This is a genomic window from Streptomyces sp. JW3 (genome assembly GCF_052216785.1).
Lineage (GTDB): Bacteria > Actinomycetota > Actinomycetes > Streptomycetales > Streptomycetaceae > Streptomyces.
Genome location: NZ_JBQOUX010000099.1, coordinates 1 through 22,403 on the forward strand (window position 1 = coordinate 1; position 22,403 = coordinate 22,403).

At 74.2% G+C, this 22,403-nt stretch carries 23 protein-coding genes; 10 read left to right on the plus strand and 13 right to left on the minus strand.

Features of this window, described 5'->3' with window-relative positions:
• Positions 1–332, minus strand: a 332-nt coding sequence (locus ACTT8P_RS29965) for an AfsR/SARP family transcriptional regulator (RefSeq protein WP_442834931.1), incomplete at its 3' end; no start/stop codon positions are given.
• Positions 333–447: 115 nt separating this feature from the next.
• On the opposite strand from ACTT8P_RS29965, the gene ACTT8P_RS29970 reads away from it, so the two are divergent.
• On the plus strand, positions 448–1,326 hold the full coding sequence (locus tag ACTT8P_RS29970) for an alpha/beta fold hydrolase (RefSeq protein ID WP_442834906.1): 879 nt from the start codon (positions 448–450) through the stop codon (positions 1,324–1,326).
• 179 nt (positions 1,327–1,505) lie between these two features.
• Here the strand turns inward: ACTT8P_RS29970 and ACTT8P_RS29975 are convergent, their stop codons facing one another.
• The 5 genes from ACTT8P_RS29975 to ACTT8P_RS29995 form a co-directional block, all read right to left on the minus strand.
• Positions 1,506–2,417, minus strand: coding sequence for a hypothetical protein (locus ACTT8P_RS29975; protein WP_442834907.1), 912 nt, complete (start codon positions 2,415–2,417; stop codon positions 1,506–1,508).
• 5 nt (positions 2,418–2,422) lie between these two features.
• Positions 2,423–3,532, minus strand: coding sequence for an NlpC/P60 family protein (locus tag ACTT8P_RS29980; protein WP_442834908.1), 1,110 nt, complete (start codon positions 3,530–3,532; stop codon positions 2,423–2,425).
• A gap of 171 nt (positions 3,533–3,703) precedes the next feature.
• On the minus strand, positions 3,704–4,129 hold the full coding sequence (locus ACTT8P_RS29985) for a PPOX class F420-dependent oxidoreductase (protein WP_442834909.1): 426 nt from the start codon (positions 4,127–4,129) through the stop codon (positions 3,704–3,706).
• Between the two features lie 33 nt (positions 4,130–4,162).
• Positions 4,163–5,062: an NAD(P)-dependent oxidoreductase gene (locus tag ACTT8P_RS29990; RefSeq protein ID WP_442834910.1), complete on the minus strand. Its 900-nt coding sequence runs from the start codon at positions 5,060–5,062 to the stop codon at positions 4,163–4,165.
• A gap of 41 nt (positions 5,063–5,103) precedes the next feature.
• Complete coding sequence (locus ACTT8P_RS29995) at positions 5,104–5,532, minus strand: SRPBCC domain-containing protein (protein ID WP_442834911.1); 429 nt, start codon at positions 5,530–5,532, stop codon at positions 5,104–5,106.
• A gap of 189 nt (positions 5,533–5,721) precedes the next feature.
• On the opposite strand from ACTT8P_RS29995, the gene ACTT8P_RS30000 reads away from it, so the two are divergent.
• Complete coding sequence (locus tag ACTT8P_RS30000) at positions 5,722–6,195, plus strand: type II toxin-antitoxin system PemK/MazF family toxin (RefSeq protein WP_442834912.1); 474 nt, start codon at positions 5,722–5,724, stop codon at positions 6,193–6,195.
• Here the strand turns inward: ACTT8P_RS30000 and ACTT8P_RS30005 are convergent.
• Positions 6,180–7,004 carry a TIGR02452 family protein gene (locus ACTT8P_RS30005; protein ID WP_442834913.1) on the minus strand — a complete coding sequence of 275 codons (825 nt, stop codon included), beginning with the start codon at positions 7,002–7,004 and terminating at the stop codon, positions 6,180–6,182. The genes ACTT8P_RS30000 and ACTT8P_RS30005 overlap by 16 nt on opposite strands.
• Positions 7,005–7,216: 212 nt before the next feature.
• Between ACTT8P_RS30005 and egtA the strand changes: the two genes are divergently transcribed.
• The 4 genes from egtA to egtD are packed head-to-tail and all read left to right on the plus strand — an operon-like array spanning position 7,217 to position 11,566.
• Entirely contained in the window at positions 7,217–8,494 is a 1,278-nt protein-coding gene (egtA, locus tag ACTT8P_RS30010) for an ergothioneine biosynthesis glutamate--cysteine ligase EgtA (RefSeq protein ID WP_442834914.1), read from the plus strand.
• On the plus strand, positions 8,491–9,810 hold the full coding sequence (egtB, locus tag ACTT8P_RS30015; protein ID WP_442834915.1) for an ergothioneine biosynthesis protein EgtB: 1,320 nt from the start codon (positions 8,491–8,493) through the stop codon (positions 9,808–9,810). Before egtA ends, egtB begins: the two co-directional genes overlap by 4 nt.
• Positions 9,810–10,607: an ergothioneine biosynthesis protein EgtC gene (egtC, locus tag ACTT8P_RS30020; protein WP_442834916.1), complete on the plus strand. Its 798-nt coding sequence runs from the start codon at positions 9,810–9,812 to the stop codon at positions 10,605–10,607. Before egtB ends, egtC begins: the two co-directional genes overlap by 1 nt.
• Positions 10,604–11,566, plus strand: coding sequence for an L-histidine N(alpha)-methyltransferase (gene egtD, locus ACTT8P_RS30025; RefSeq protein ID WP_442834917.1), 963 nt, complete (start codon positions 10,604–10,606; stop codon positions 11,564–11,566). The genes egtC and egtD overlap by 4 nt, the downstream gene beginning before the upstream one ends.
• Positions 11,567–11,578: 12 nt before the next feature.
• Here the strand turns inward: egtD and ACTT8P_RS30030 are convergent, their stop codons facing one another.
• On the minus strand, positions 11,579–12,844 hold the full coding sequence (locus ACTT8P_RS30030) for an extracellular solute-binding protein (protein ID WP_442834918.1): 1,266 nt from the start codon (positions 12,842–12,844) through the stop codon (positions 11,579–11,581).
• Between the two features lie 167 nt (positions 12,845–13,011).
• Here ACTT8P_RS30030 and ACTT8P_RS30035 point away from each other — a divergent pair, with 167 nt between their 5' ends.
• The 4 genes from ACTT8P_RS30035 to ACTT8P_RS30050 all read left to right on the plus strand — a co-directional run bounded on the left by ACTT8P_RS30035 (position 13,012) and on the right by ACTT8P_RS30050 (position 16,888).
• Entirely contained in the window at positions 13,012–13,221 is a 210-nt protein-coding gene (locus ACTT8P_RS30035) for a dodecin (protein ID WP_361172477.1), read from the plus strand.
• Positions 13,222–13,299: 78 nt separating this feature from the next.
• Complete coding sequence (rpmF, locus tag ACTT8P_RS30040; protein WP_189413954.1) at positions 13,300–13,470, plus strand: 50S ribosomal protein L32; 171 nt, start codon at positions 13,300–13,302, stop codon at positions 13,468–13,470.
• Between the two features lie 42 nt (positions 13,471–13,512).
• Positions 13,513–14,520, plus strand: a complete 1,008-nt coding sequence (locus tag ACTT8P_RS30045) for an LLM class flavin-dependent oxidoreductase (protein ID WP_442834919.1) — start codon at positions 13,513–13,515, stop codon at positions 14,518–14,520.
• A 40-nt stretch (positions 14,521–14,560) separates the two neighbouring features.
• Positions 14,561–16,888 carry an ATP-binding cassette domain-containing protein gene (locus tag ACTT8P_RS30050; protein WP_442834920.1) on the plus strand — a complete coding sequence of 776 codons (2,328 nt, stop codon included), beginning with the start codon at positions 14,561–14,563 and terminating at the stop codon, positions 16,886–16,888.
• Between the two features lie 24 nt (positions 16,889–16,912).
• Here the strand turns inward: ACTT8P_RS30050 and ACTT8P_RS30055 are convergent, their stop codons facing one another.
• The 5 genes from ACTT8P_RS30055 to ACTT8P_RS30075 all read right to left on the minus strand — a co-directional run bounded on the left by ACTT8P_RS30055 (position 16,913) and on the right by ACTT8P_RS30075 (position 22,403).
• Positions 16,913–17,779, minus strand: a complete 867-nt coding sequence (locus tag ACTT8P_RS30055; RefSeq protein ID WP_442834921.1) for a DUF2382 domain-containing protein — start codon at positions 17,777–17,779, stop codon at positions 16,913–16,915.
• A gap of 72 nt (positions 17,780–17,851) precedes the next feature.
• The gene (locus tag ACTT8P_RS30060) at positions 17,852–18,679 is read right to left on the minus strand and encodes a lysophospholipid acyltransferase family protein (protein ID WP_442834922.1); all 828 of its coding nucleotides are present in this window, start codon (positions 18,677–18,679) and stop codon (positions 17,852–17,854) included.
• Positions 18,676–19,452, minus strand: coding sequence for a GNAT family N-acetyltransferase (locus ACTT8P_RS30065; protein ID WP_442834923.1), 777 nt, complete (start codon positions 19,450–19,452; stop codon positions 18,676–18,678). The genes ACTT8P_RS30060 and ACTT8P_RS30065 overlap by 4 nt, the downstream gene beginning before the upstream one ends.
• A 255-nt stretch (positions 19,453–19,707) precedes the next feature.
• Positions 19,708–20,457 carry a succinate dehydrogenase/fumarate reductase iron-sulfur subunit gene (locus ACTT8P_RS30070; RefSeq protein WP_442834924.1) on the minus strand — a complete coding sequence of 250 codons (750 nt, stop codon included), beginning with the start codon at positions 20,455–20,457 and terminating at the stop codon, positions 19,708–19,710.
• Positions 20,454–22,403, minus strand: a complete 1,950-nt coding sequence (locus ACTT8P_RS30075; RefSeq protein WP_442834925.1) for a fumarate reductase/succinate dehydrogenase flavoprotein subunit — start codon at positions 22,401–22,403, stop codon at positions 20,454–20,456. The genes ACTT8P_RS30070 and ACTT8P_RS30075 overlap by 4 nt, the downstream gene beginning before the upstream one ends.

The following is a 22,403-nucleotide window of genomic DNA, read 5'->3' on the forward strand; positions in this document are numbered from 1 at the left end:
GCCTCGAACCGCCAGGCGTCCACCGCGTCGGGCGCCGCGCGCAGCGCGTACCCCGGGCCCTCGGTGACCAGCAGCCGGGCCGGGGCGCGGCGCGGACGGTCCGGTTCCAGGGCCCGGCGCAGATCGCCGACGAAGGTGCGCACCGCACCCACGGCCCGCGCGGGCGGCACCTCCCACAGGTCCGCGACCAGCCGGTCCACCGGTACCACCCGCCGCCGGGCCAGCACCAGCCGGGCCAGCACGGCGCGGTGCCGGGGCCCCTTCAGGGCGAGTGCCTCGCCGGCCCGCTCGGCCGTGACCGGCCCGAGCACGCCGAAGGTGACCGCTTCCATGATCCGCCCTGTTCCGCCGTCTTGCCCGACCACCACGGTACGCGCGCTGATCGGTTGCTGATTCACGCCCGGCAGGCTCATGGGCACACCGCACCGCTGAGAGGAACGCACCCGCATGACACCGACCATTCCCGGCTTCTCCTACGACCGTGTCCCCGTCGCCGACGGGGTGGCGCTGCACGTCGCCGTCGGCGGCTCCGGCAGCCCCGTCGTGCTGCTGCACGGCTTCCCGCAGACCCACCTGATGTGGCGGCACGTCGCCGCCGACCTGGCCGCCGAGCACACCGTGATCTGCCCCGACCTGCGCGGCTACGGCGACAGCGACAAGCCGGCCGACCCGGACGGCACCGCGTACGCCAAGCGGACGATGGCCGCCGACGTGGTGGCCCTCGCCCGGGCGCTGGGGCACGAGCGGTTCGCGCTGGCCGGGCACGACCGGGGCGCGCTGGTGGCGGTCCGGGCCGGGCTCGACCATCCGGCGGCGGTGACCCACCTGGCGTCGCTGGACGTGCTGCCGACCCTGGACATGTGGGACGTGCTGCACGGCGCCACGGCCGCCGTCGCCTTCCACCTGTACCTGATGGCCCAGCCGCCCGGCCTGCCGGAGCGGCTGATCGCCGGGGCGCCGGACGCGTTCTTCGGCCACTTCCTCGACCTGTGGGCTCGCGACCCGGACGCGCTGCCCGCCGACGTACGGGCGGCGTACCTGAAGGCGTCCCGGGAGGCGGTGCCGTCCATCGTGGCCGACTACCGGGCCTCGGCCGGTGTCGACGTCGACCACGACCGGGCCGACCGGGAGCACGGCAACCGGCTGCGGATGCCGGTGACCGTGCTCCAGCAGGACTGGGGCGCCGCCCTCGGCTACGACGCCGCCGCGCTGTGGCGGGCCTGGGCGCCGGATCTGCGCCACCTCACCGTGGACTGCGGGCACTTCATGGCGGAGGAGGCGCCGGCTCAGGTCGCGGCGGCACTGCGCGAGCTGCTGACGCGGTGACCACGGCGGAACCGCCCGGCGGACGAGCGGGCACGGACGAGCCGCTGACACGGTGACCACGGCGGAACCGCCCGGCAGACGAGCGGGCACGGACAAGCCGCTGACACGGTGAACGCGGCGGACCGGCCGGGCGGCGAGCGGGCTCGGCGTGGCCCGGCGGTCCTCGCCCGGCCCCGGCGCTAGGAGCCGGCTGGGGAGCCGGGCCTCCGGGTGAACCGTCGCAGTCCTCGTCGGGCCGGCTTGAGGGGCTTGTCCTCGGGGGCCGCCGGCGATGGGCCCGCGGTCACCGCCGGCGGCGCGGCCGGGGGCGCCGGGACGGGTCCGCTGCCGCGCCTGAGCCGGCTGCGGACGGACTCGACCACGGCCAGGTGGGCCGGCTCCCGCAGCAGGCCCGCCTCGGCCAGCCGGTCCCACATGAGCAGCAGTTCCTGACCCCGGGCGGCCCCCTGCCCCTCGTCCATCAGCCGCTGCCACGCGGCGGTGGCGCGGGCCACGTCGGGCGCCGCCCGCTCCAGGTCGGTGCGGCAGCGGATGCGTGCGACGGTCAGCGCGAGGGTGGTGGCGACCATGTAGTCGGCGCGCTGGAACGCGATGTACGCCTCGATCGCCCGGGCCTCCATGGCGAGCTGGTCATCCGCTCCCCGGCGCAGCGTCAGGTGCTCCCGCAACGCGCCGGCCAGGACGAACGCGGCGTGCAGCTCCCCGCGCCGGGCGTGCTGGATGATCCGCTCGACGCGGGCCAGCGGAGGGAACGCCGCTTCCTCGGCGGCGGTGCGCTCGGGTCCGGGCGGCAGGTCGTCCTCTTCGGCGATGGTCAGGCTGGAGCCGTCGGGGTGGACCCGCAGCCGGGCCACCTGCTGCGCGGGACGGTCGATGACGGTGGCGGCCACCGGGGCGCCGATGGTGCGGGCGAACATGGCGACGGCGTCGAGCAGCGCCTCGTTGGACGGCCGGGTGCCGCTCATCTCCAGCAGATGGCCGTTGACCACCGTCGAGCCGTCCTCGGCCACGTAGGCGTCGAGCCGGATCAGCGGCTGTGCGGGGAGCGCGGGCAGGTTGCTGTCGTCGCGGGGCGTCAGCGAGTGGGACATGGGGCTCAGACTCCGGGCCGCACGACACCGAGGACAGGCATGGAGGCCACCGGTGCGGTCGTGACCGTGCGCCCGGGCCGGGGGGCGTGGACCATCTGCCCGCCTCCGATGTACATGCCCACGTGGGTGGCGTCGCTGTAGTAGATGATCAGGTCTCCGGGCTGCGCGGACGCCAGGGTGACCCGGGTCAGTCCCTGCCACTGCGCCTGCGAGGTACGGGGTATGGGGTGTCCGGCCGCCGCCCACGCGGCGGAGGTGAGCCCCGAGCAGTCGTACGAGGAGGGGCCGGTGGCGCCCCACACGTACGGTTTGCCGATCTGCGCCATCGCGAAGTCGACGGCGCTCGCGGCCGCTCCGACGGCCGGTGTCCCACCACCGCCCGAGCCGCCCGAGCCGCCCGAGGACGAACTGCCGCCGCCCGCGCCGGAGTCCGTGCCCGAGCCGGTCCAGCTGGCCTCGGCCTTCTTGGCGTCCTGCTTCTCCAGCCGGGCCAGCGCACGGGTCTGTGCCGCCTCCAGCCCGGCTTCGATCCCCTCGGCCTCGGTGATCTTCCCCTCGATCTTCTTCTTCGCCTCGGCTTTGTCCGCCCGGCTGCTCTCCAGCTTCCGCAGTTCCTTCGCGGCGGCGTCGGTCCGCCGGCCCAGCTCCGCGCGGGCCGTCTGCTGGGCATCGGCGACGTTGACCAGGTTCCGCATGGCCTGGCGGGCCTGGGATGCCTCGTTCAGGGCCTGGTCGGGATGGTCCCCGAGCAGCAACTGGAGGCCGGTGGCGGCGAGATCGCCGCCCCGGTACTGGGTGCGGGCGGCCGCGCCCGCGAGGTCGTGCAGGTCGTTCACCCGGTCCTCGGTGCGCGCCAGGTCCCCGCGCAGCGACGACAGCCGTTTCTGCTGCCGGCCGGCCTTCTCGTCAGCGGCGTTGTACGCCTCGGTGGCCTGTTCCGCCTCGCGGTACAGGCCGTCCAGTTCGGCGCGGATGTCCTCGATCGACGTGCTGTCCCCCGGGCCGGGATCGTTGGGGGCCGCGTATCCCGGAACGGGCAGCAGGGCGAGTACGCAGCAGAGAGCGGCCGCGGCGGCCCGGCCCCCCGCGGGTCTGCCACTGGTCGGCACGGTCATCGGGCTTCTCCATGGTGGAGGGGAGAGTTGTTCGAGCGCTGATCACACTACCGTCACTCGAACGGCCTACCCCTGCCTCCCCACCTGTGTCGCCCTGCCCGTCCGCCAATCGTCCACCGGAGTTCACCGCGGTTCACCCGGCGCGCCGACTCGCCCCGGTCGCCCAAGAGTTCAGGTGGACGCCTGGTCGCTGTCCCGGTGGGCACCCCAGCCGTGCCAGCGCTCCACCTCGATCAGGGCGCTGACCCGGGGCCGGACCCGGTCCGGGTAGGCGTTGCCGGTGTAGTGCGTGGAGACGCGGTCGATGTCGGCCAGGCCCTCGTCGTCGCGGAACTCCACCACCCGGCCGATCAGGGTGACATGGGTGTACCAGTCCTCGCCGTCCAGGACGGTGAGGGTGACCCGCGGGTCGCGGCGCAGGTGCTTCAGCCGGACCCGGCCCTCGTCGAGGCTGATCAGGACCTTGCCGTCGGCCTCCCAGACGTACCAGGTCGGGGTGGAGACGGGGGTGCCGTCGGAGCGGAGGGTGGCCATGACGCAGGGGTTGGCGCGGCGCAGCAGTTCGACGGCGTCGGCGGGCAGTGGTGGCTTGGACATGCGAACTCCTTGATCGCTTACGGGTTTGTGAGGCTACTCGCCCCGGCCGGACGGCTTCGTCGGGAAGCTGGCGTAGTACGCGGCGGCCATGTCCTCGTCGCCGTGGCCCTGCGTGGCGGCCCGGGCCAGCCGCTCGGCGCCCGCGGCGGCCACGTCCAGGCGGACGCCGCCCAGTTCACCGGCCTCGACGATGAGCCGGGCGTCCTTGGCGGCGGTGGTCACGGCGAACTGGGCCGGGGTCAGCCTGCCTTCGCGGATCAGCGCGGCCTTGGCCCGCAGATAGCCCATGTCGAGGCCGCCGCCGGCGATGGCGTCGAAGAAGTGGTCGGGGTCGACGCCGAGCGCCCCGGCCAGCGCGAGCACCTCGCCGGCCGCGTTGGTGGCGGCGATCACCCAGCTGTTGGCGACCAGCTTGAGCCGGGTGGCGCTGCCGGCGGCGCCGTCCTCGCCGGTCCACACGGTGCGGTTGCCGACCGCGTCGAACACGGGCGTCACCGTGTCCCGGGCGTCGGCCGGTCCGGCGGCCAGCACCAGCAACTGGCCGGCCTCGGCGGGCTGCCGGGTGCCCAGCACGGGCGCGTCGAAGAAGACGAGGCCGTGCTCGCGGGCGAAGCCGGCCAGGTCGGCGACGGCTTCGACGCCCGCGGTGGTCGACTGCGCCCAGGCGACGCCGGGACGCAGTCCGGGCGCGGCCGCGCGCATGACGTCGAGGGCGGCGGGGCCGTCGTAGAGCATGGTCAGGACGACGTCCGCGCCCCGGACCGCCTCCTCGGGGGTGGCGGCGACGTGCGCGCCGTCGGCGGCGAGCGGTTCGGCCTTGGCGCGGGTGCGGTTCCAGGCCCGGACGGTGTGTCCGGCGCGGGCCAGGTTGCGGGCCATCGCGGCGCCCATGATGCCGGTGCCCAGGACGCTCACGGTGAGCTGATCGGTCATGAGGTCGGCTTCCTCCTGCGGACGGTGACGGGTAGTGGGGATCAGCCTGCCATCTGGCCGCGGGCGGCACGCAGCAGCCCGTCCAGCCAGGTCTGGTGGCCGTTGAGCATCGGGTTCGGCGTCTGTCCGGCCAGGTCGGCGGCGGGCTCGCCGAACTGCGACTCCTGCGGGACGCCCGCGCCGGGTGCCTGGAACCGGACGACGCGGGCGTCCAGGGGCGGGAAGCCGAAGGTGCCGAAGCCGAACCGGACGCCGTCGGCCGGCACCGGGCCGTCGCCGTCGCCGTCGCCGTCGGGGAAGGAGAGGTCGCAGACCTTGTCGTAGTACGACTCCCAGGTGGAGGTGTCGACCAGGTACGGCCACACCTGGGCCGCGGTGACACCCTTGACGATCACCTCGTTGGAGACGAAGTTGTGGCCGGTGCCGGGCAGGTACTCGTCGGGCCAGTCGATCGCGTTCTGGGTGCTCATGGTGGTCTTTCTCGCCGTTCCCGGGGGTCTGGACGCATGCTGTCCGCTCGGGCGGCGGGCTGCCACTCGGCGACCCGTCCGACGGTAGGCCGGTCCCCATCGGCGTACCCATCGGAAGCCCTGTCGCCGTCATCGGTCCCCCGATGCCCCGGCTCTCCCGGCGCGGGACCCGTCCCGTACCGTACGGCCGTGACTGCCTTCACTCATGAGCCCGATGAGACCGTCGGGACCGCCGGGCTCGCCCCCGGCCGGTCCGGCCCGCACGCCACCGCCGAGGCCGACGCCCGCTCGGTGGGCCGGGTGCGCACCGAGTACTCCCCCGCCCACGACGGCGACCCGGACCCGGGCGAGATCGTGTGGACCTGGGTGCCCTACGAGGAGAACGACGGCCGGGGCAAGGACCGTCCGGTGCTGGTGGTGGCGCGGGAGGCGGCCGGGACCGTGCTGGCCGTGCAGCTGTCCAGCAAGCGGCACGACGCCGACCGGGACTGGGTACCGATCGGCAGCGGCCCGTGGGACCGTTCGGGCCGGGACTCGTGGGTGGACACCGACCGGGTGCTGCGGCTGCACGAGGCGGGCATGCGCCGCGAGGCGTGCGCGCTGGACCGGATGCGGTTCAACCTCGTACGGCACCGGCTGCGGGAGCGCTACGGCTGGAGCTGAACCCCGTCGAACGCCCGCTCGAAGGCGGCGCGGACCGTGCCGCCCTCGGTGCGGTCCAGGACGCCGAAGACCACGTGCGTGAACGTGGCCGCGAACCGGCCGCCGGGTCCGAGCAGGGCCTGGAAGGCGCCGGCCACCTCGGTTGGGTCGTTGCGGAAGACGCCGCAGCCCCAGGCGCCGAGGACGAGCCGGCGGTGGCCGTGGCGCGCGGCCGTCTCCAGCACCCGTTCGGCGCGCCCGGCCAGGGCGCGCGGCAGGTCGGCGGCGCGCTCCGGCGCCGTGCGCAGCACCACGCCCGCGTTGGGCGCGGCGGCGGTCAGGAAGGCGGCGGGGAACGGCTCGGCCAGCAGCCGGCCGCGGTCGTCCCGGAAGACCGGCACGGCGGGCGAGTGGATCACGCGGTCGGTGTAGAACGGGTCGCGGTGGGCGCGGTGGTGGTCGTAGAAGGCGGGGGCCCGCAGCAGGCAGGTGTAGAGCGCGGAGCCCCGGCACAGGGCTTCCTCCTGGGCCTGGGCGCCGTTGAGGTAGCCACCGCCGGGGTTGCGGGCCGAGGCGAAGTTGAGGACCGCCACGTCACCGCCGAGGCGGCGCGCGGCATCGAGGCTGCCCTCGCCGGTGACCTCGACGGACGTCCGTACCGGCGGGCTGTCCGGGACCGGGACGGGCTCGGGTCCGTGCAGCCGGGTGCCCGACCGGGCGGCCGCCACCGCCGCCGCGATCTCCACCTCGCGCCCGTCCGGGGCGCGGTACGTCCCGGCCGCGACGATCTGTTCCGTCCGCTGCGCGATCTCCCGCAGGCGCGCGCTCACGGCGCCACCCCCGTGGGCGCCGTGACCGCGTGCCGTGCGGTCTCCCCCGTCGTGCTCATGAACGCATCGTGAGCGATGCTGGTCCTGCGGCGCAACGGAGTTTCGCACTCTTGTGCGCTGCCGCCCGAAGGTCTTGGGTGGGACGAGTGTGCCGTCCCGGCCGCTGAGGGCCGGAGGTCGGCGACATGGTGGAATCTCAGGAGGATCCCGACATGTCAGAATCGGTCAGTGGCTGTCGCAGGCCACGCACCGCCGTCAGTGAGGCCGAGGTCGAGGCGCTCGTCCGCGGCATCGCCTTCAAGACCGGACCGCCCCGGCGCCTCGGGGTGGAACTGGAATGGCTCGTCCACGAGCTGCGCGACCCGCGGCTCCCCGTGACCACCGGACGGCTCGACGCGGTCTACGCCGCGCTGCGGTCCGTCCCCCTGAAGTCGGCGCTCACCGTCGAGCCCGGCGGTCAGCTGGAGCTCAGCTCGCCGCCCGTCGGCTGTCTGACGGACGTCGTCGACACCGTCTCCGCCGATCTGGCCGCCGTCCGCGCGGTACTGCGCGAGGACGGTCTGGCCCTGGTCGGCCTCGGCCACGAACCGTGGCATCTCCCCCAGCGCTTCCTGCGGCAGCCCCGCTACGACGCGATGGAGGCGTGCCTGGACCGCACCGGCCCGGCCGGCCGCCGCATGATGCGGGCCACGGCCTCCGTGCAGGTGTGCGTGGACGCCGGGCACGCGGAGCCGGGTCCGCTCGGCCAGGTGCGGCGCTGGTGGCTGGCCCACCAGCTGGGTCCGGTGCTGGTGGCGGCGTTCGCCAACTCGCCGCTGGCCGGGCGGCGGCCCACCGGCTGGCGGTCCACCCGGCAGCTGTGCTGGGCGGAGATCGGCCCGGGCCGGGCGGGCGGTCCCGCGCTGGACACCGACCCGGCCGGCGCCTGGGCCCGGCACGTGCTGGACGCCCCGGTGATGTGCGTACGCCGGGACACCGGCCCGTGGGAGGTCCCGGACGGGCTCAGCTTCCGGGACTGGACCCGCGCCCGCTCGCCCCGGCCGCCCACCGCGGAGGACCTCGACTACCACCTCACCACGCTGTTCCCGCCGGTCAGACCGCGCGGCCATCTGGAGCTGCGCATGATCGACGCGCAGCGCGGGGACGACGGCTGGATCGTGCCGCTGGCCGTGACGGCGGCGCTGTTCGACGACCCGGAGGCCTCCGAGACCGCCTACCGGGCGGTGAAGCCGCTCACCGAGCGCACCGGCGGCCGGCCCGCCCCGCACAACCCGCTGTGGCGGGACGCGGCCCGGCTCGGCCTCACCGACCCGGAGCTGCGCGAGGCGGCCGCCGGGTGCTTCGCGGCGGCCCTCGGGGCGCTGCCCCGGCTGGGCGCCGACGCCCGGGTGACGGCCGCCGTCACGGCGTACATGGAGCGCTATGTCGCGCGGGGCAGGTGCCCCGCCGACGATCTGCTGGACGAGTACCGGAAGGACACCGGCTCATGACCCACCCCGCCCACGACGCCGAGACACTGCGCGAGCGGGCCCTGACCACGCTGCTGGCCGCCCGCGACCGCACCACGCTGCTGACCAGCTGTGTGGAGGAGCCGGACCTGACCGCGCAGCACTCGCCGCTGATGTCGCCGCTGGTGTGGGACCTCGCCCACATCGGCAGCCAGGAGGAGCTGTGGCTGCTGCGGGCGGTCGCCGGGCAGGAGGCGATCCGCCCCGAGATAGACAGCCTCTACGACGCCTTCGAGCATCCGCGCGCCGAGCGCCCCAAGCTGCCGCTGCTGTCGCCCGAGGAGGCCCGCCGGTACGCGGCCGAGGTGCGCGGCCGGGCCCTGGACGTGCTGGCGGGCGCCGCGTTCCGCGGCACCCGGCTGACGGAGGCGGGGTTCGCCTTCGGGATGATCGCGCAGCACGAACAGCAGCACGACGAGACCATGCTGATCACCCATCAGCTGCGCCGGGGACCGCGGGCGCTCACCGCCCCGGACCCGGAGCCGGCGCCGCTGTTCACCGGGCCCGCCGAGGTCCTCGTCCCCGGCGGCCCGTTCACGATGGGCACCTCCAGCGAACCGTGGGCCCTGGACAACGAACGGCCCGCGCACCGGCGCGAGGTGGCCGCGTTCCACATCGACACCACACCGGTGACCAACGCGGCGTACCAGGCGTTCATCGACGACGGCGGCTACCGCGACCCGCGCTGGTGGACCGCCGACGGCTGGGACCACGTGCGCCGCGCCTCCCTCACCGCCCCGCTGTTCTGGCACCGGGACGGCGGGCAGTGGCTGCGCCGCCGGTTCGGGGCGACGGAGGTGGTGCCACCGGACGAGCCGGTGCTGCACGTGTGCTGGTACGAGGCCGACGCCTACGCCCGCTGGGCCGGGCGGCGGCTGCCCACCGAGGCCGAGTGGGAGAAGGCCGCCCGGCACGACCCGGCGACCGGCGGCTCGGCCCGCTACCCGTGGGGCGACGCCGACCCGGGCCCCGAGCACGCCAACCTCGGCCAGCGCCACCTGCGCCCGGCCCCGGCCGGCAGCTACCCGGCGGGCGAATCACCGCTCGGCGTACGCCAGTTGATCGGGGACGTGTGGGAGTGGACGGCGAGCGACTTCCTGCCGTACCCGGGGTTCCGGGCGTTCCCGTACAAGGAGTACTCGGAGGTGTTCTTCGGCCCCGGGCACAAGGTGCTGCGCGGCGGTTCGTTCGCGGTGGACGCGGTGGCCTGCCGGGGCACGTTCCGCAACTGGGACCTGCCCGTCCGGCGGCAGATCTTCGCCGGGTTCCGCACCGCCCGGTCCGCGGTGGCCGGCTGATGTGCCGTCACCTGGCGTACGTGGGGCCCGCGCTGCCGCTCGGCCGGCTCCTCGTCCAGCCCCCGCACGCCCTGTACCGCCAGTCGTGGGCGCCGCGCCGGCAGCGGTACGGGACGGTCAACGCGGACGGCTTCGGCGTCGGCTGGTACGCGGACCCGGACGCGGACCCGGACCCGGACCCGGTGCCGGCCCGGTACCGGCGGGCCGGGCCGATCTGGGCCGACCGGTCCTTCGCCGACCTGGCCCGCGTGGTGCGGAGCACGGCGCTGCTCGGCGCGGTCCGGGACGCCACCGAGTCCGGGGCCGACGCGGAGGCCGCGGCGGCGCCGTTCGCCGCGGGCGGCTGGCTGTTCAGCCACAACGGGGCGGTGCCCGGCTGGCCCGGCTCGCTCGCCCCGCTGGTGCCGACGCTGCCGGCCGAGGACCTGCTGTCGCTGGAGGCCCGCAACGACTCGGCGTTCGTGTGGGCGCTGGTCCTGCACCGGCTGCGGGCCGGCCTGCCGCAGTCCCGGGCGCTGGCCGGCACCGCCTTGGCGGTCGCCGAGGCGGCCCCCGGCGCCCGCCTCAACCTCCTGCTCACCGACGGGGCGACGATCGCCGCCACCGCCTGGGGCGACACCTTGTGGTACCTGGCCCGGCCCGGCGGCGGCACCGTCGTGGCCTCCGAACCCTACGACGACGACCCGCACTGGCAGGAGGTGCCCGACCGCACCCTGCTGGCGGCGAGCCGCACGCAGGTGCGGCTCACCTCGCTGAAGGAATCCGCGCCCGTGATCCCGGAGGAGTCCCGTACGTGAGCCCGTTCCGCATCACCCGCATCCTGCCCGAGGACGCCACCGACGCCGCGCTGCGCGCCGACGTCCTGGCCGGCCTGACGGGCAGTCCCCGCACCCTGCCGCCGAAGTGGTTCTACGACGCGCGCGGCAGCGAACTCTTCGAGGAGATCACCGCGCTGCCCGAGTACTACCCGACCCGCGCCGAGCGGGAGATCCTCGCCGCCCGGTCCGGTGAGATCGCGGCGGCGTCCGGCGCCCGCACCCTGGTCGAGCTGGGCTCCGGCTCCTCCGAGAAGACCCGCTACCTGCTCGACGCGCTGACCGGGCTCGGCGCCTATGTCCCGGTCGACGTCAGCGAGAGCGCCCTGGAGGGGGCCGGGCGGGCCATCGCCACCGAACGGCCGGGTCTCGAAGTGCACGCGCTGATCGCCGACTTCACCGCCGCGCTGGAGCTGCCGGACACGCCGGGACCCCGGCTGCTGGCGTTCCTCGGCGGCACCGTCGGCAACCTGCTGCCCGCCGAACGGTCCGCGTTCCTCACCTCGGTGCGCGCCGCGCTGGCCCCCGGCGACACCCTGCTGCTCGGCACCGACCTGGTCAAGGACGAGGCGGTGCTGGTCCGGGCGTACGACGACGCGGCCGGGGTGACGGCCGCGTTCGACAAGAACGTGCTGGCCGTGATCAACCGCGAACTGGACGCCGACTTCGACCTCGCCGCCTTCGACCACGTGGCGCGCTGGGACCCGGACCGGGAGTGGATCGAGATGCGGCTGCGTTCGCGCACCGCGCAGACGGTGAAGGTGCAGTCCCTCGACCTGGCCGTGGACTTCGCGGCCGGCGAGGAACTGCGCACCGAGGTGTCGGCGAAGTTCCGCGAGCCGGGGGTACGCGCCGAACTGGCCGCGGCGGGCCTGGACCTGGTGCACTGGTGGACGGACCCGCAGGGCCGGTTCGCGCTGTCGTTGAGCACCGTGCGCTGACGGCGCCGGACGTCACCGCGCGTCCGGGTCCAGCAGTTCGGTGACCCGGTCCGCGGCCCGGCGGGCCTCGGCGGCCGGGTCGGCGCCGGTGAGCACGTTCGTCATGTACTCCTTGATCGGGTTGTCCGCCTCGACCGCGCCCCACTGGGGCGTGGTCGGGGTGGCCCGCCCGTGCGCGGCGCCGGCCGCCATCGCGGCCACCCCCTCCTCACCCGCGACGGCGCCGGCCAGCGACTTCTTGTTCGGTACGTAGTTCATGGTCCGGGCCAGTTCGGTGTTCCACTTCTTGCCGGTCAGCGCCTCGACCACGGCGACGGCGGCGTCCCGGTCGCCGGTGTTCCGCGCCACCACCAGGTCGGAGCCGCCGGTGAAGACGGCCCCGGGCGTGCCCGCCTTCCGGCCCGGTACCGGGAAGAAGCCCAGTTCGTCCTCGAGCCCGGGGTTCTCCTGGAGGATGGCCTGGGCCAGTCCCGGCACCGCCACGATCTGCGCCACCTCGCCCCGGGCGAACACGCCGGCCTGCGGCGGGTGTTCCTCGTCGGCGCCGACCGGTCCGTCGCCGAGCGCCTGGAGCCGGCGGTAGAAGTCCATGCCGCGCAGGGCGGCCGCGCTGTCCAGGGTGCCCTCCCAGGTGCCGCCGCCGCGCTGCCGGGCCAGTTCGCCGCCCTCCTCCCAGATGAAGCCGGAGAGCGTGTACCAGTCCTGTCCGGCCAGGTAGATGCCCTGCCGGCCGTCCGCGTTCAGCCGTTCGGTGGCGTCGAGCCACTCGTCCCGGGTGCGCGGCGGCCGGCTGATGCCCGCCTGCTCGAAGAGGTCCTTGCGGTAGATGACGACGCGGTTGGCGGCGTACCAGGGGATGCCGTACTGCTGGGACTGCCAGGCGCCGGGCTCGGCCAGGCCCGGCAGCCAGTCGCGGATGCCCCAGTCCCGCATCGACTCCAGCGTCAGGTCGAGCAGCCCGCCGCCCTCGGCGTAGGTGGGGACCTGGGTGTTGCCGACCTCGATGACGTCGGGCCGGTCCGCGCCGTCCGCCGCCAGCGCCGCCCGCACCTTCTCGACGATGCCGGTCCACTCCTGGATGCGCAGGTCCAGGGTGATGCCGGGGTGGGTGCGGGCGAAGTCCTCGGTGAAGCGGTCCAGGTACTCCTTGGAGGCACTGCCCTTCATCAGCCACACGGTGACGGTGGGCCCGCCGGAGGAGTCGTCCCCGACCAGGCCGCAGCCGCCGAGCAGCAGGGCGGCGGCGGGGACGAGGGCGAGCAGGCGACGACGTCTCACGAGGGGTCCTGTTCCGGAACACGGCGAAGGGTGACCCGACATGGGGGGACGAGCCCGTGGCTCGTACGGGTGACTGGATTTTGGTATGTACCAATGCGGAGGTCAAGGGTCACCGGCACATCACCCGTCATCTCGCGCGCCGGCCCGGTGTGCGGCACCGTGGAGGAATGACGAACCACACCTATCGCGTCACGGAAATCGTCGGCACCTCGCCGGACGGGGTCGACCAGGCCGTCCGCAACGGCATCGCCCGCGCCTCGGAGACCCTGCGCAACCTGGACTGGTTCGAGATCACCCAGGTCCGCGGCCAGATCGAGGACGGCCAGGTGGCCCACTGGCAGGTCGGCCTGAAGGTGGGCTTCCGGCTGGACGAGTGACCGCTTTGTAAATGGGATCCATTTTCATATAGCGTTCTCGGTGACCACGCACGCCCGTCCACCGAGGAGCCCGCCGCCATGGCCGTCCCCAAGCGGAAGATGTCCCGCAGCAACACCCGTCACCGCCGCGCCCAGTGGAAGGCGGCCACCCCGGCCCTGGTCCCGGTCACCGTCGACGGCGTCCGCCACCTCGTCCCGCAGCACCTGCGCCGGGCCTACGAGCGCGGGCTGCTGCGGCCCGAGGGCTGACCGCGCGGGGAATGCGCGGACCCGCGGGGCGTTGAACCACCTGTGAGCTCGCTGACCGCCCGGACCCGTTTCGCCGTCCTCGACCGTTCCCGCACCCGCGAGGGGCGCCCGCCCGGCGAGGCGCTGCGCGACACCGTGCGGCTGGCCCAGGAGGCCGAGCGGCTCGGCTACCACCGGTTCTGGGTGGCCGAGCACCACGGGGTGCCGGGGGTGGCCGGGTCGGCGCCGACCGTGCTGGCCGCCGCCGTGGCCGGTGCGACGGAGACGATCCGGGTCGGGACCGGCGGGGTGATGCTGCCCAACCACCGGCCGTTCGTCGTCGCCGAGCAGTTCGGCGTGCTGGAGTCGCTCTTCCCGGGCCGGATCGACATGGGGCTGGGCCGCTCGGTGGGCTTCACCGACGGGGTGCGCCGGGCGCTGGGCCGCGGCAAGGACGACGCCGACCGGTTCGCCGAGCAGCTGGCCGAGCTGCTCGGCTGGTTCGCGGGCAGCTCCGCCACCGGTGCGCACGCCCGCCCCGCCGAGGGGCTGACCGTGCCGCCGTTCGTGCTGGCGATCGGCGAGGGCGCGGCCGTCGCCGCCCGCGCGGGCCTGCCGATGGTCATCGGCGACCTGCGCGACCGGGACCGGATGCGGCGCGGCATCGACCGCTACCGCGCGACGTTCCGCCCCTCGCCCTGGGCGCCCGAGCCGTACGTCGTCGTCTCCGGCACGGTCGCCGTGGCCGCCACCCCCGAGGCGGCCCGCCGGCTGCTGCTCCCGGAGGCGTGGTCGATGGCGTACTCCCGCACCCACGGCACGTTCCCGCCGCTGCCGCCCGCCGAGGCGGTCGAGGACCGGCCGATGACCACCAAGGAGCGCGGCTTCTACGAGGCCGTTCTCGCCGGCCACCTCAACGGCACCGAGGAGCAGGTCGCCGACGCGCTGGAGACCCTGCTGAAGGAGACGGACGCCCAGGAGGTGCTGGTCACCACCAGTACGTACGACCGCGCGGCACTGACCGACTCCTACCGGCGGCTCGCTCGGGTCGTCACGGGGGCGGGCGCATAGAATCGCGGGGTTTGTCCCCCCTGCGGTACGGAGCCCTGCCATGCACCACCCCCACGACCCGTACGTCCGGGTCCGCGGCGCCCGCGAGCACAATCTGAAGGGGGTGGACGTCGACATCCCCCGGGACGTGGTGGCCGCGTTCACCGGCGTCTCGGGGTCCGGGAAGTCCTCGCTGGCGTTCGGCACGGTCTACGCCGAGGCGCAGCGGCGCTACTTCGAGTCGGTCGCGCCGTACGCCCGCCGGCTCATCCACCAGGTCGGCGCGCCGAAGGTCGGGGAGATCACCGGGCTGCCGCCCGCCGTCTCGCTCCAGCAGCGCCGGGCCACGCCGGGCTCGCGGTCCTCGGTCGGCACGGTCACGAACCTGTCGAACTCGCTGCGGATGCTGTTCTCCCGGGCCGGCCACTACCCGCCGGGCGCCGAGCGGCTCGACTCCGACGCCTTCTCGCCCAATACGGCGGCGGGCGCCTGCCCCGAGTGCCACGGGCTCGGCCGGGTGCACCGTACGACCGAGGAACTGCTCGTCCCCGACCCGTCGCGGTCGATCCGGGACGGCGCGATCGCCGCGTGGCCGGGCGCCTGGCAGGGCAAGAACCTGCGCGACGTGCTGGACGCCCTCGGGTACGACGTCGACCGGCCCTGGCGCGAGCTGCCCGCCGGGCAGCGCGAGTGGATCCTGTTCACGGACGAGCAGCCGGTGGTCACCGTGCACCCGGTGCGCGCGGCCGGGCGCATCCAGCGGCCGTACCAGGGGACGTACCTGAGCGCCCGGCGGTACGTGCTGAAGACCTTCGCCGATTCCAAGAGCCCGGCGCTGCGGGCGAAGGCGGAGAGCTTTCTCACCAGCGCGCCGTGTCCGGTCTGCGGCGGCGGGCGGCTGCGGCCCGAGGCGCTCGCCGTGACCGTCGGCGGCCGGACCGTCGCGGAGCTGGCCGCGCTGCCGCTCACCGAACTGGCCGCCGTCCTGCCCGAGGAGGGCGCGACGGCCCGGGTCCTCACCGAGGACCTGCGGGCCCGCATCGCCCCCGCCGTCGAACTGGGCCTCGGCTACCTCAGCCTGGACCGGGCCACCCCCACCCTCTCGGCCGGCGAACTCCAGCGGCTGCGGCTCGCCACCCAGCTGCGCTCGGGCCTGTTCGGCGTCGTCTACGTCCTCGACGAGCCATCGGCCGGGCTGCACCCGGCGGACACCGAGGCGCTGCGGGCGGTACTGGCGCGGCTGAAGGCGGCCGGCAACTCGGTGTTCGTGGTCGAGCACCAGCTCGACGTGGTGCGCGGCGCCGACTGGATCGTGGACGTCGGGCCGGGCGCCGGCGAGCACGGCGGGCGGGTGCTGCACAGCGGACCGGTGGCGGAGCTGGCCGGGGTGGCCGAGTCGGCGACCGCCCGGTACCTCTTCGGCCGCGCCGCCGCCCCGGCCCGGACCCCGCGCACCCCGCGCGGCACGCTGACAGTCGGCCCGGTCACCCGGCACAACCTGCGCGGCGTGAGGGCCGAGTTCCCGCTCGGTGTGCTCACCGCGGTCACCGGGGTGTCCGGCTCCGGCAAGTCCACCCTGGTCGGCGAGATCGGCGCGGAACTGCCCGGGACGGACCGGCTGGTCTCCGTCGACCAGCGGCCCATCGGCCGCACCCCGCGCTCCAACCTGGCCACCTACACCGGCCTGTTCGACGTGGTCCGCAAGGTCTTCGCGGCCACCGACGGCGCCCGGGAGCGCGGGTTCGGCGTGGGCCGGTTCTCCTTCAACGTCGCCGGAGGGCGCTGCGAGACCTGCCAGGGCGAGGGGTTCGTCAGCGTGGAGCTGCTGTTCCTGCCGAGCACCTACGCGCCGTGCCCGGACTGCGGCGGGGCGCGCTACCACCCCGGCACGCTCGAAGTGACCTACCGGGGGCGGAACATCGCCGAGGTGCTCGATCTGACGGTGGAGTCGGCCGCCGAGTTCTTCGCGGACGTGCCGGCGGCGGCGCGCAGCCTCGGCACACTGCTCGACGTGGGCCTCGGCTATCTGCGGCTGGGCCAGCCCGCCACCGAGCTGTCCGGCGGCGAGGCGCAGCGCATCAAGCTGGCGAGCGAGTTGCAGCGCGGCCGGCGCGGGCACACGCTCTACCTGCTGGACGAGCCGACGACCGGACTGCATCCGGCCGATGTGGAGGTGCTGGCCCGGCAGTTGCACGGTCTGGTGGACGCCGGGCACACGGTGGTGGTCGTCGAGCACGACATGTCGGTCGCCGCGGGCGCGGACTGGGTGATCGACCTCGGGCCCGGCGGCGGGGCCGCGGGCGGCCGGATCGTGGCGGCCGGTCCGCCCGCGGCGGTGGCCCGCGTTCCGGGCAGTGCCACCGCCCCCTACCTGGCGCGGGCCAGGTAGGGGGCGGGGCGGGGCGGGTCCGGGTCAGGTGCCGCGGCCCGGCCGCCGGACGTCGTCGACCGTGCCCTCGGTCTCGATCCGCTCCTTGCGGACCTGACCCCGCACGGTCTCGTCCTCGACGTGCTCCTCGGTGGTCAGCCGCACGCGTTCCACCGGGACCGTCTCGGTGTCCACCACGGCGTGTTCCTCGTAGAGGGTGACCTCGTGCTCGGCCTCGCTGATCTCCGGACCGGAGAGCGCGTCGCCGCGGTTGGCCTCCGTGATCGGCTCGCGCTCCAGACGCACCTCCTCGTGCCGCACCGGGACGGTCTGCTGCACCTCCTCGGTGACGACGTACTTGCGCAGCCGGGCCCGGCCGGTCTCGCGCCGCTCGACCCCGACCCGCAGCCGCTCCTCGGAGAGCGTCATGGCGTCGTCGTCGGGCGTGCCGGTGCGGTCCGAGCGGCCGCGCCCGGCGGTGCCCGCCATGCCCGCCGTCCCAGCCGTGCCGACCAGGCCCGCGGTGCCGGCCGCCGCGGCGGTGCCGGTGCCCGTGGTGTCCGTGCGCGTGTCGTCGTCGGACAGCACGCTGTCCCAGTTGACGTCGTAGTACTCGTAGAGGCGGTGTTCCTCGCTCGCCGACAGGTGCCCGCCCGCGTCGATGTCCACGCTGGGCGCGCCCTTGACCTTGTCCTTGTCGTAGGGCACCTCAAGGTGGTCCTCGACCAGGGAGGCGTCGTGGATGGGGATGAACGACTCCTTGGAGCCGAGCATGCCCGTCTTGACGCTGACCCACTCGGGGCGCCCGGTCATGTCGTCGAAGAAGACGTGCTTGGCGTCGCCGATCTTGTTGCCGTCGCCGTCGTAGACGGGATGGTCCAACAGCATCGTGATCTCTTCGCGGGTGATCATCTGGCCTCACCCTCCTTCCGGAGTGACACTTGTACGGTTTTCCGCATCAAGAGCCGGAAAACGGCACATGTGTCACAAATAGCACGCACTTTTCGAGTGTGCTTTCCCGTGGTGACCGGCGAGGGTGCCGGCGTCCGCCTCCTCGGCGGCGCGGGCCAGGTCGCGGCGGTCGGGACGGGTGCCGGCCGGGAGGACCGGCAGCACCCGGGCCTCGGCCACCAGGCCGCGCGCGCAGGCCACCCGCCACAGCGAGGCGAGCAGGGTGTCCTCGCCGACGAAGGCGGGCGTCGTGCTCACCGTCCGCCCGCCCGCCAGGTACCGGATGCGCACCGGCTGGACCAGCACGTCCGCGTCCAGCGCGGCCTGGAAGACGGCCCGCCGGTACCGCCCCCGGGCCCGGCCGCACCAGGTGCTGCCCTCGGGAAAGACGGCGACCGCGGCGCCACCGCGCAGTTCGGCGGCGATCCGGGCCACGGTGCCGGGCAGCGCCCGCAGCCGGTCCCGGTCGATGAACAGCACGCCGCCGCGGGCGGCCAGCCACCCGGCCACCGGCCAGCGCCGGATCTCCGTCTTGGCCACCATCCGGGCCGGCCGGACGGCGGCCAGCAGCGGGACGTCCAGCCAGGAGACGTGGTGCGCGACGAGCAGCAGCCCGCCGGCCGGCGGCGCGCTGCCGACGATCCGGACCCGGACCCCCGCCGCCCGCATGATCCACCGGGACCAGGCCCGCACCAGGGTGGCGGGCATCCGGTGCCCGACCGGCGTCAGCGCGATCCCGGCCAGCAGCAGGACGGCGACCGCCGTCAGCCGCAGCACGGCCCGGGGTACGGCCGCCGCGGTCCGCGCCCGTTCCACGCAGCCCTCGGGGGTGCAGGGCGCGCCGGGCAGCCAGCCGCTCACCGGGCGGCGGGCACGAGCGAGAGGAAGTGCCGCAGGTAGCGCGGGTTGACCCGGCTCATGGGCAGCAGCACGTACAGGTCGGCGACGCCGAAGTCGGGGTCGTGCGCGGGCTCCCCGCACACCCAGGCGCCCAACCGCAGGTAGCCGCGCAGCAGGGCCGGCACGTCGGCGGGCCCGGCCGGCGCCCCGGGGCGCGGGACCCACGGCAGCAGCGGCTGTACCCGGTACTCCTCGGGGGCCAGGTTCCGCTCCCGCACCCGGTCCCAGGTGGCCGCCGCGAGGGCGCCGCCGTCGGCGAGCGGAATGGAGCAGCAGCCGGCCAGCCACTCGTGGCCCCGGTCGGTCATGTAGCGGGCGATGCCGGCCCAGATGAGGCCGATGACAGCGCCGTCGCGGTGGTCGGGGTGGACGCAGGAGCGGCCGACCTCGACCAGGTCCGGGCGGATCGGGTCCAGCGCGGACAGGTCGAACTCGCTCTGCGCGTACAGCCGCCCGGCGACCGCGGCCCGCTCCGGCGGCAGCAGCCGGTAGGTGCCGACCACCTGGCCGCTGGTCTCCTCGCGCACCAGCAGGTGGTCGCAGTAGGCGTCGAAGGCGTCGCTGTCGAGGCCGGGCTGCGGACCGGACAGCAGCGCGCCCATCTCCCCGGCGAACACCTCGTGCCGCAGCCGCTGCGCGGCCCGGACCTCGTCCTCGTCGCGGGCGAGGGAGACGGTATAACGGACGGGTGCCGCGGGCTGCGGGGGACGGTCGACGGTCAGTACACCGCTCATGGCTGCTCTCCTGGTCAGGGGCCGGGCTCGCCACAGTTCTCCCGACCCCGGCTGTCCTGCGCATGACCAACGCCGGGAGAGCGGATGTGCGCTCGCTGAATCCCCGGGGCGCGACATGCGAGACGGGGCCGGAAGGAGCACCTCTCCCGGCCCCGCCCGTCCGCACATTGTCGGCGAACGTTCATGAAGACGCCCCTGAAAGGGGCGCGGGGAACTGCGCGACAAGCCACGACGCACCCGCACCCCGCAACGGCGCTACCGCTTCCCGGCCTTCCGAGTAGCCCGCAGCCACTCCCTGTTCATACTGGTGATCGACATCAGCGGAATCCCCTTGGGACAAGCGGTCGCACACTCACCCGCCAACGTGCACCCGCCGAACCCCTCCGCGTCCATCTGCCCCACCATGTCCAGCACCCGCGACTCCCGCTCGGGCGCCCCCTGCGGCAGCACGTTGAGATGATTCACCTTCGCGGACGTGAACAGCATCGCCGCCCCGTTGGGACAGGCCGCCACACACGCCCCGCACCCGATGCACTCCGCGTGCTCGAACGCGAAGTCCGCGTCGGCCTTCGGCACCGGCGTCGCGTGCGCCTCCGGCGCGGCCCCCGTCGGAGCGGTCACGTACCCGCCGGCCTGGATGATCCGGTCGAACGCGGACCGGTCCACCACCAGGTCCTTCACGACCGGGAACGCGGACGCCCGCCACGGCTCGATGTCGATGGTGTCGCCGTCCCGGAACGACCGCATGTGCAGCTGACAGGTGGTGGTCCGCTCCGGGCCGTGCGCGTCGCCGTTGATGACGAGCGAGCACGCGCCGCAGATGCCCTCGCGGCAGTCGTGGTCGAAGGCGACCGGGTCGTCGCCCTTGAGGATCAGCTCCTCGTTGAGGGTGTCGAGCATCTCCAGGAACGACATGTCCTGCGAGATCCCGTCCACCTCGTACGTGGACATGGCGCCTTCGGCGTCGGCGTTCTTCTGCCGCCAGACGCGCAGGGTGAGCCTCATGCGTAGCTCCGCTGGGTGGGGTGGACGTACTCGAAGACCAGGTCTTCCTTGTGCAGGACGGGCGCCTCGCCGGTGCCGGCGAACTCCCAGGCGGCGGCGTAGGAGAACTCCTCGTCGACCCGGGCCGCCTCGCCGTCCGGGGTCTGGGACTCCTCGCGGAAGTGGCCGCCGCAGGACTCGGCGCGGTGCAGCGCGTCGAGGCACATCAGCTCGGCCAGCTCCAGGTAGTCGACGACGCGGTTGGCCTTCTCCAGCGACTGGTTGAACTCCTCGCCGGTGCCGGGCACCTTGATCCGGCGCCAGAACTCCGCACGGATCTGCGGAATGCGTTCCAGGGCCTTGCGCAGGCCGGAGTCGGTGCGGGCCATGCCGCAGAACTCCCACATCAGCTCGCCGAGTTCGCGGTGGAAGGAGTCGGGGGTGCGGTCGCCGTCCACGGACAGCAGCAGGTTCAGCCGGTCCTGGGTCTCGGCCAGCACCTCCTGCACCACCGGGTGGTCGTCGCCGACCTCGTCCTTGTGGGGGTTGCGGGCGAGGTAGTCGTTGATGGTGGCCGGCAGCACGAAGTAGCCGTCCGCCAGGCCCTGCATCAGCGCGGAGGCGCCGAGCCGGTTGGCGCCGTGGTCGGAGAAGTTGGCCTCACCGACCGCGAACAGACCGGGGACGGTGGTCTGGAGGTCGTAGTCGACCCACAGGCCGCCCATCGTGTAGTGCACGGCGGGGTAGATCCGCATCGGCACCCGGTACGGGTCCTCGTCGGTGATCCGCTGGTACATGTCGAAGAGGTTGCCGTACTTCGCCTCGACGGCCCCCCGCCCCATCCGCTTGATGGCGTCCGCGAAGTCCAGGTACACGCCCTGCCCGCCGGGGCCCACGCCCCGCCCCTCGTCGCAGACGTTCTTCGCGGCACGGGAGGCGATGTCCCGGGGGACGAGGTTGCCGAAGGACGGGTAGATGCGCTCCAGGTAGTAGTCGCGCTCGTCCTCGGGGATCTTGTTGGCCGGGCGGTCGTCGCCCTTGGCCTTCGGCACCCAGATCCGGCCGTCGTTGCGCAGCGACTCGCTCATCAGCGTCAGCTTGGACTGGTGGTCGCCGGTGCGCGGGATGCAGGTGGGGTGGATCTGCGTGAAGCAGGGGTTGGCGAAGTAGGCGCCGCGCCGATGCGCCCGCCACACGGCGGTCGCGTTGGAGTTCATGGCGTTGGTCGACAGGTAGAAGACGTTGCCGTAGCCGCCGCTGGCCAGCACCACCGCGTCCGCGTAGTACGTGTCGATCTTCCCGGTGATCAGGTCCCGGGCGACGATCCCCCGGGCCCGCCCGTCGACCACGATCACGTCGAGCATCTCGGTACGGGGGTGCAGCTCGATGTTCCCGGCCGCCACCTGCCGGCTGAGCGCCTGGTAGGCGCCGAGCAGCAGTTGCTGGCCGGTCTGGCCACGGGCGTAGAACGTACGGGAGACCTGGACGCCGCCGAAGGAGCGGGTGTCGAGCAGACCGCCGTACTCGCGGGCGAAGGGCACGCCCTGCGCCACGCACTGGTCGATGATCTCGACCGAGATCTGGGCGAGCCGGTGGACGTTGGACTCGCGGGCCCGGAAGTCGCCGCCCTTGACCGTGTCGTAGAAGAGGCGGTGCACGGAGTCGCCGTCGTTGCGGTAGTTCTTCGCCGCGTTGATGCCGCCCTGGGCGGCGATGGAGTGGGCCCGGCGCGGGGAGTCCTGGTAGCAGAACTGGACGACGTGGTAGCCCTGTTCGGCGAGGGTGGCGCCGGCGGACCCGCCCGCGAGTCCCGTCCCCACCACGATCACCGTGTGCTTGCGCCGGTTGGCGGGGTTGACCAGCTTGGCCTCGAAGCGGCGCTTGTCCCAGCGCTCGTTGATCGGGCCCTCGGGGGCCTTGGCGTCGACGACCGGCGCGCCGGTCGGGTAGTCGGCGTAGGAAGTCAT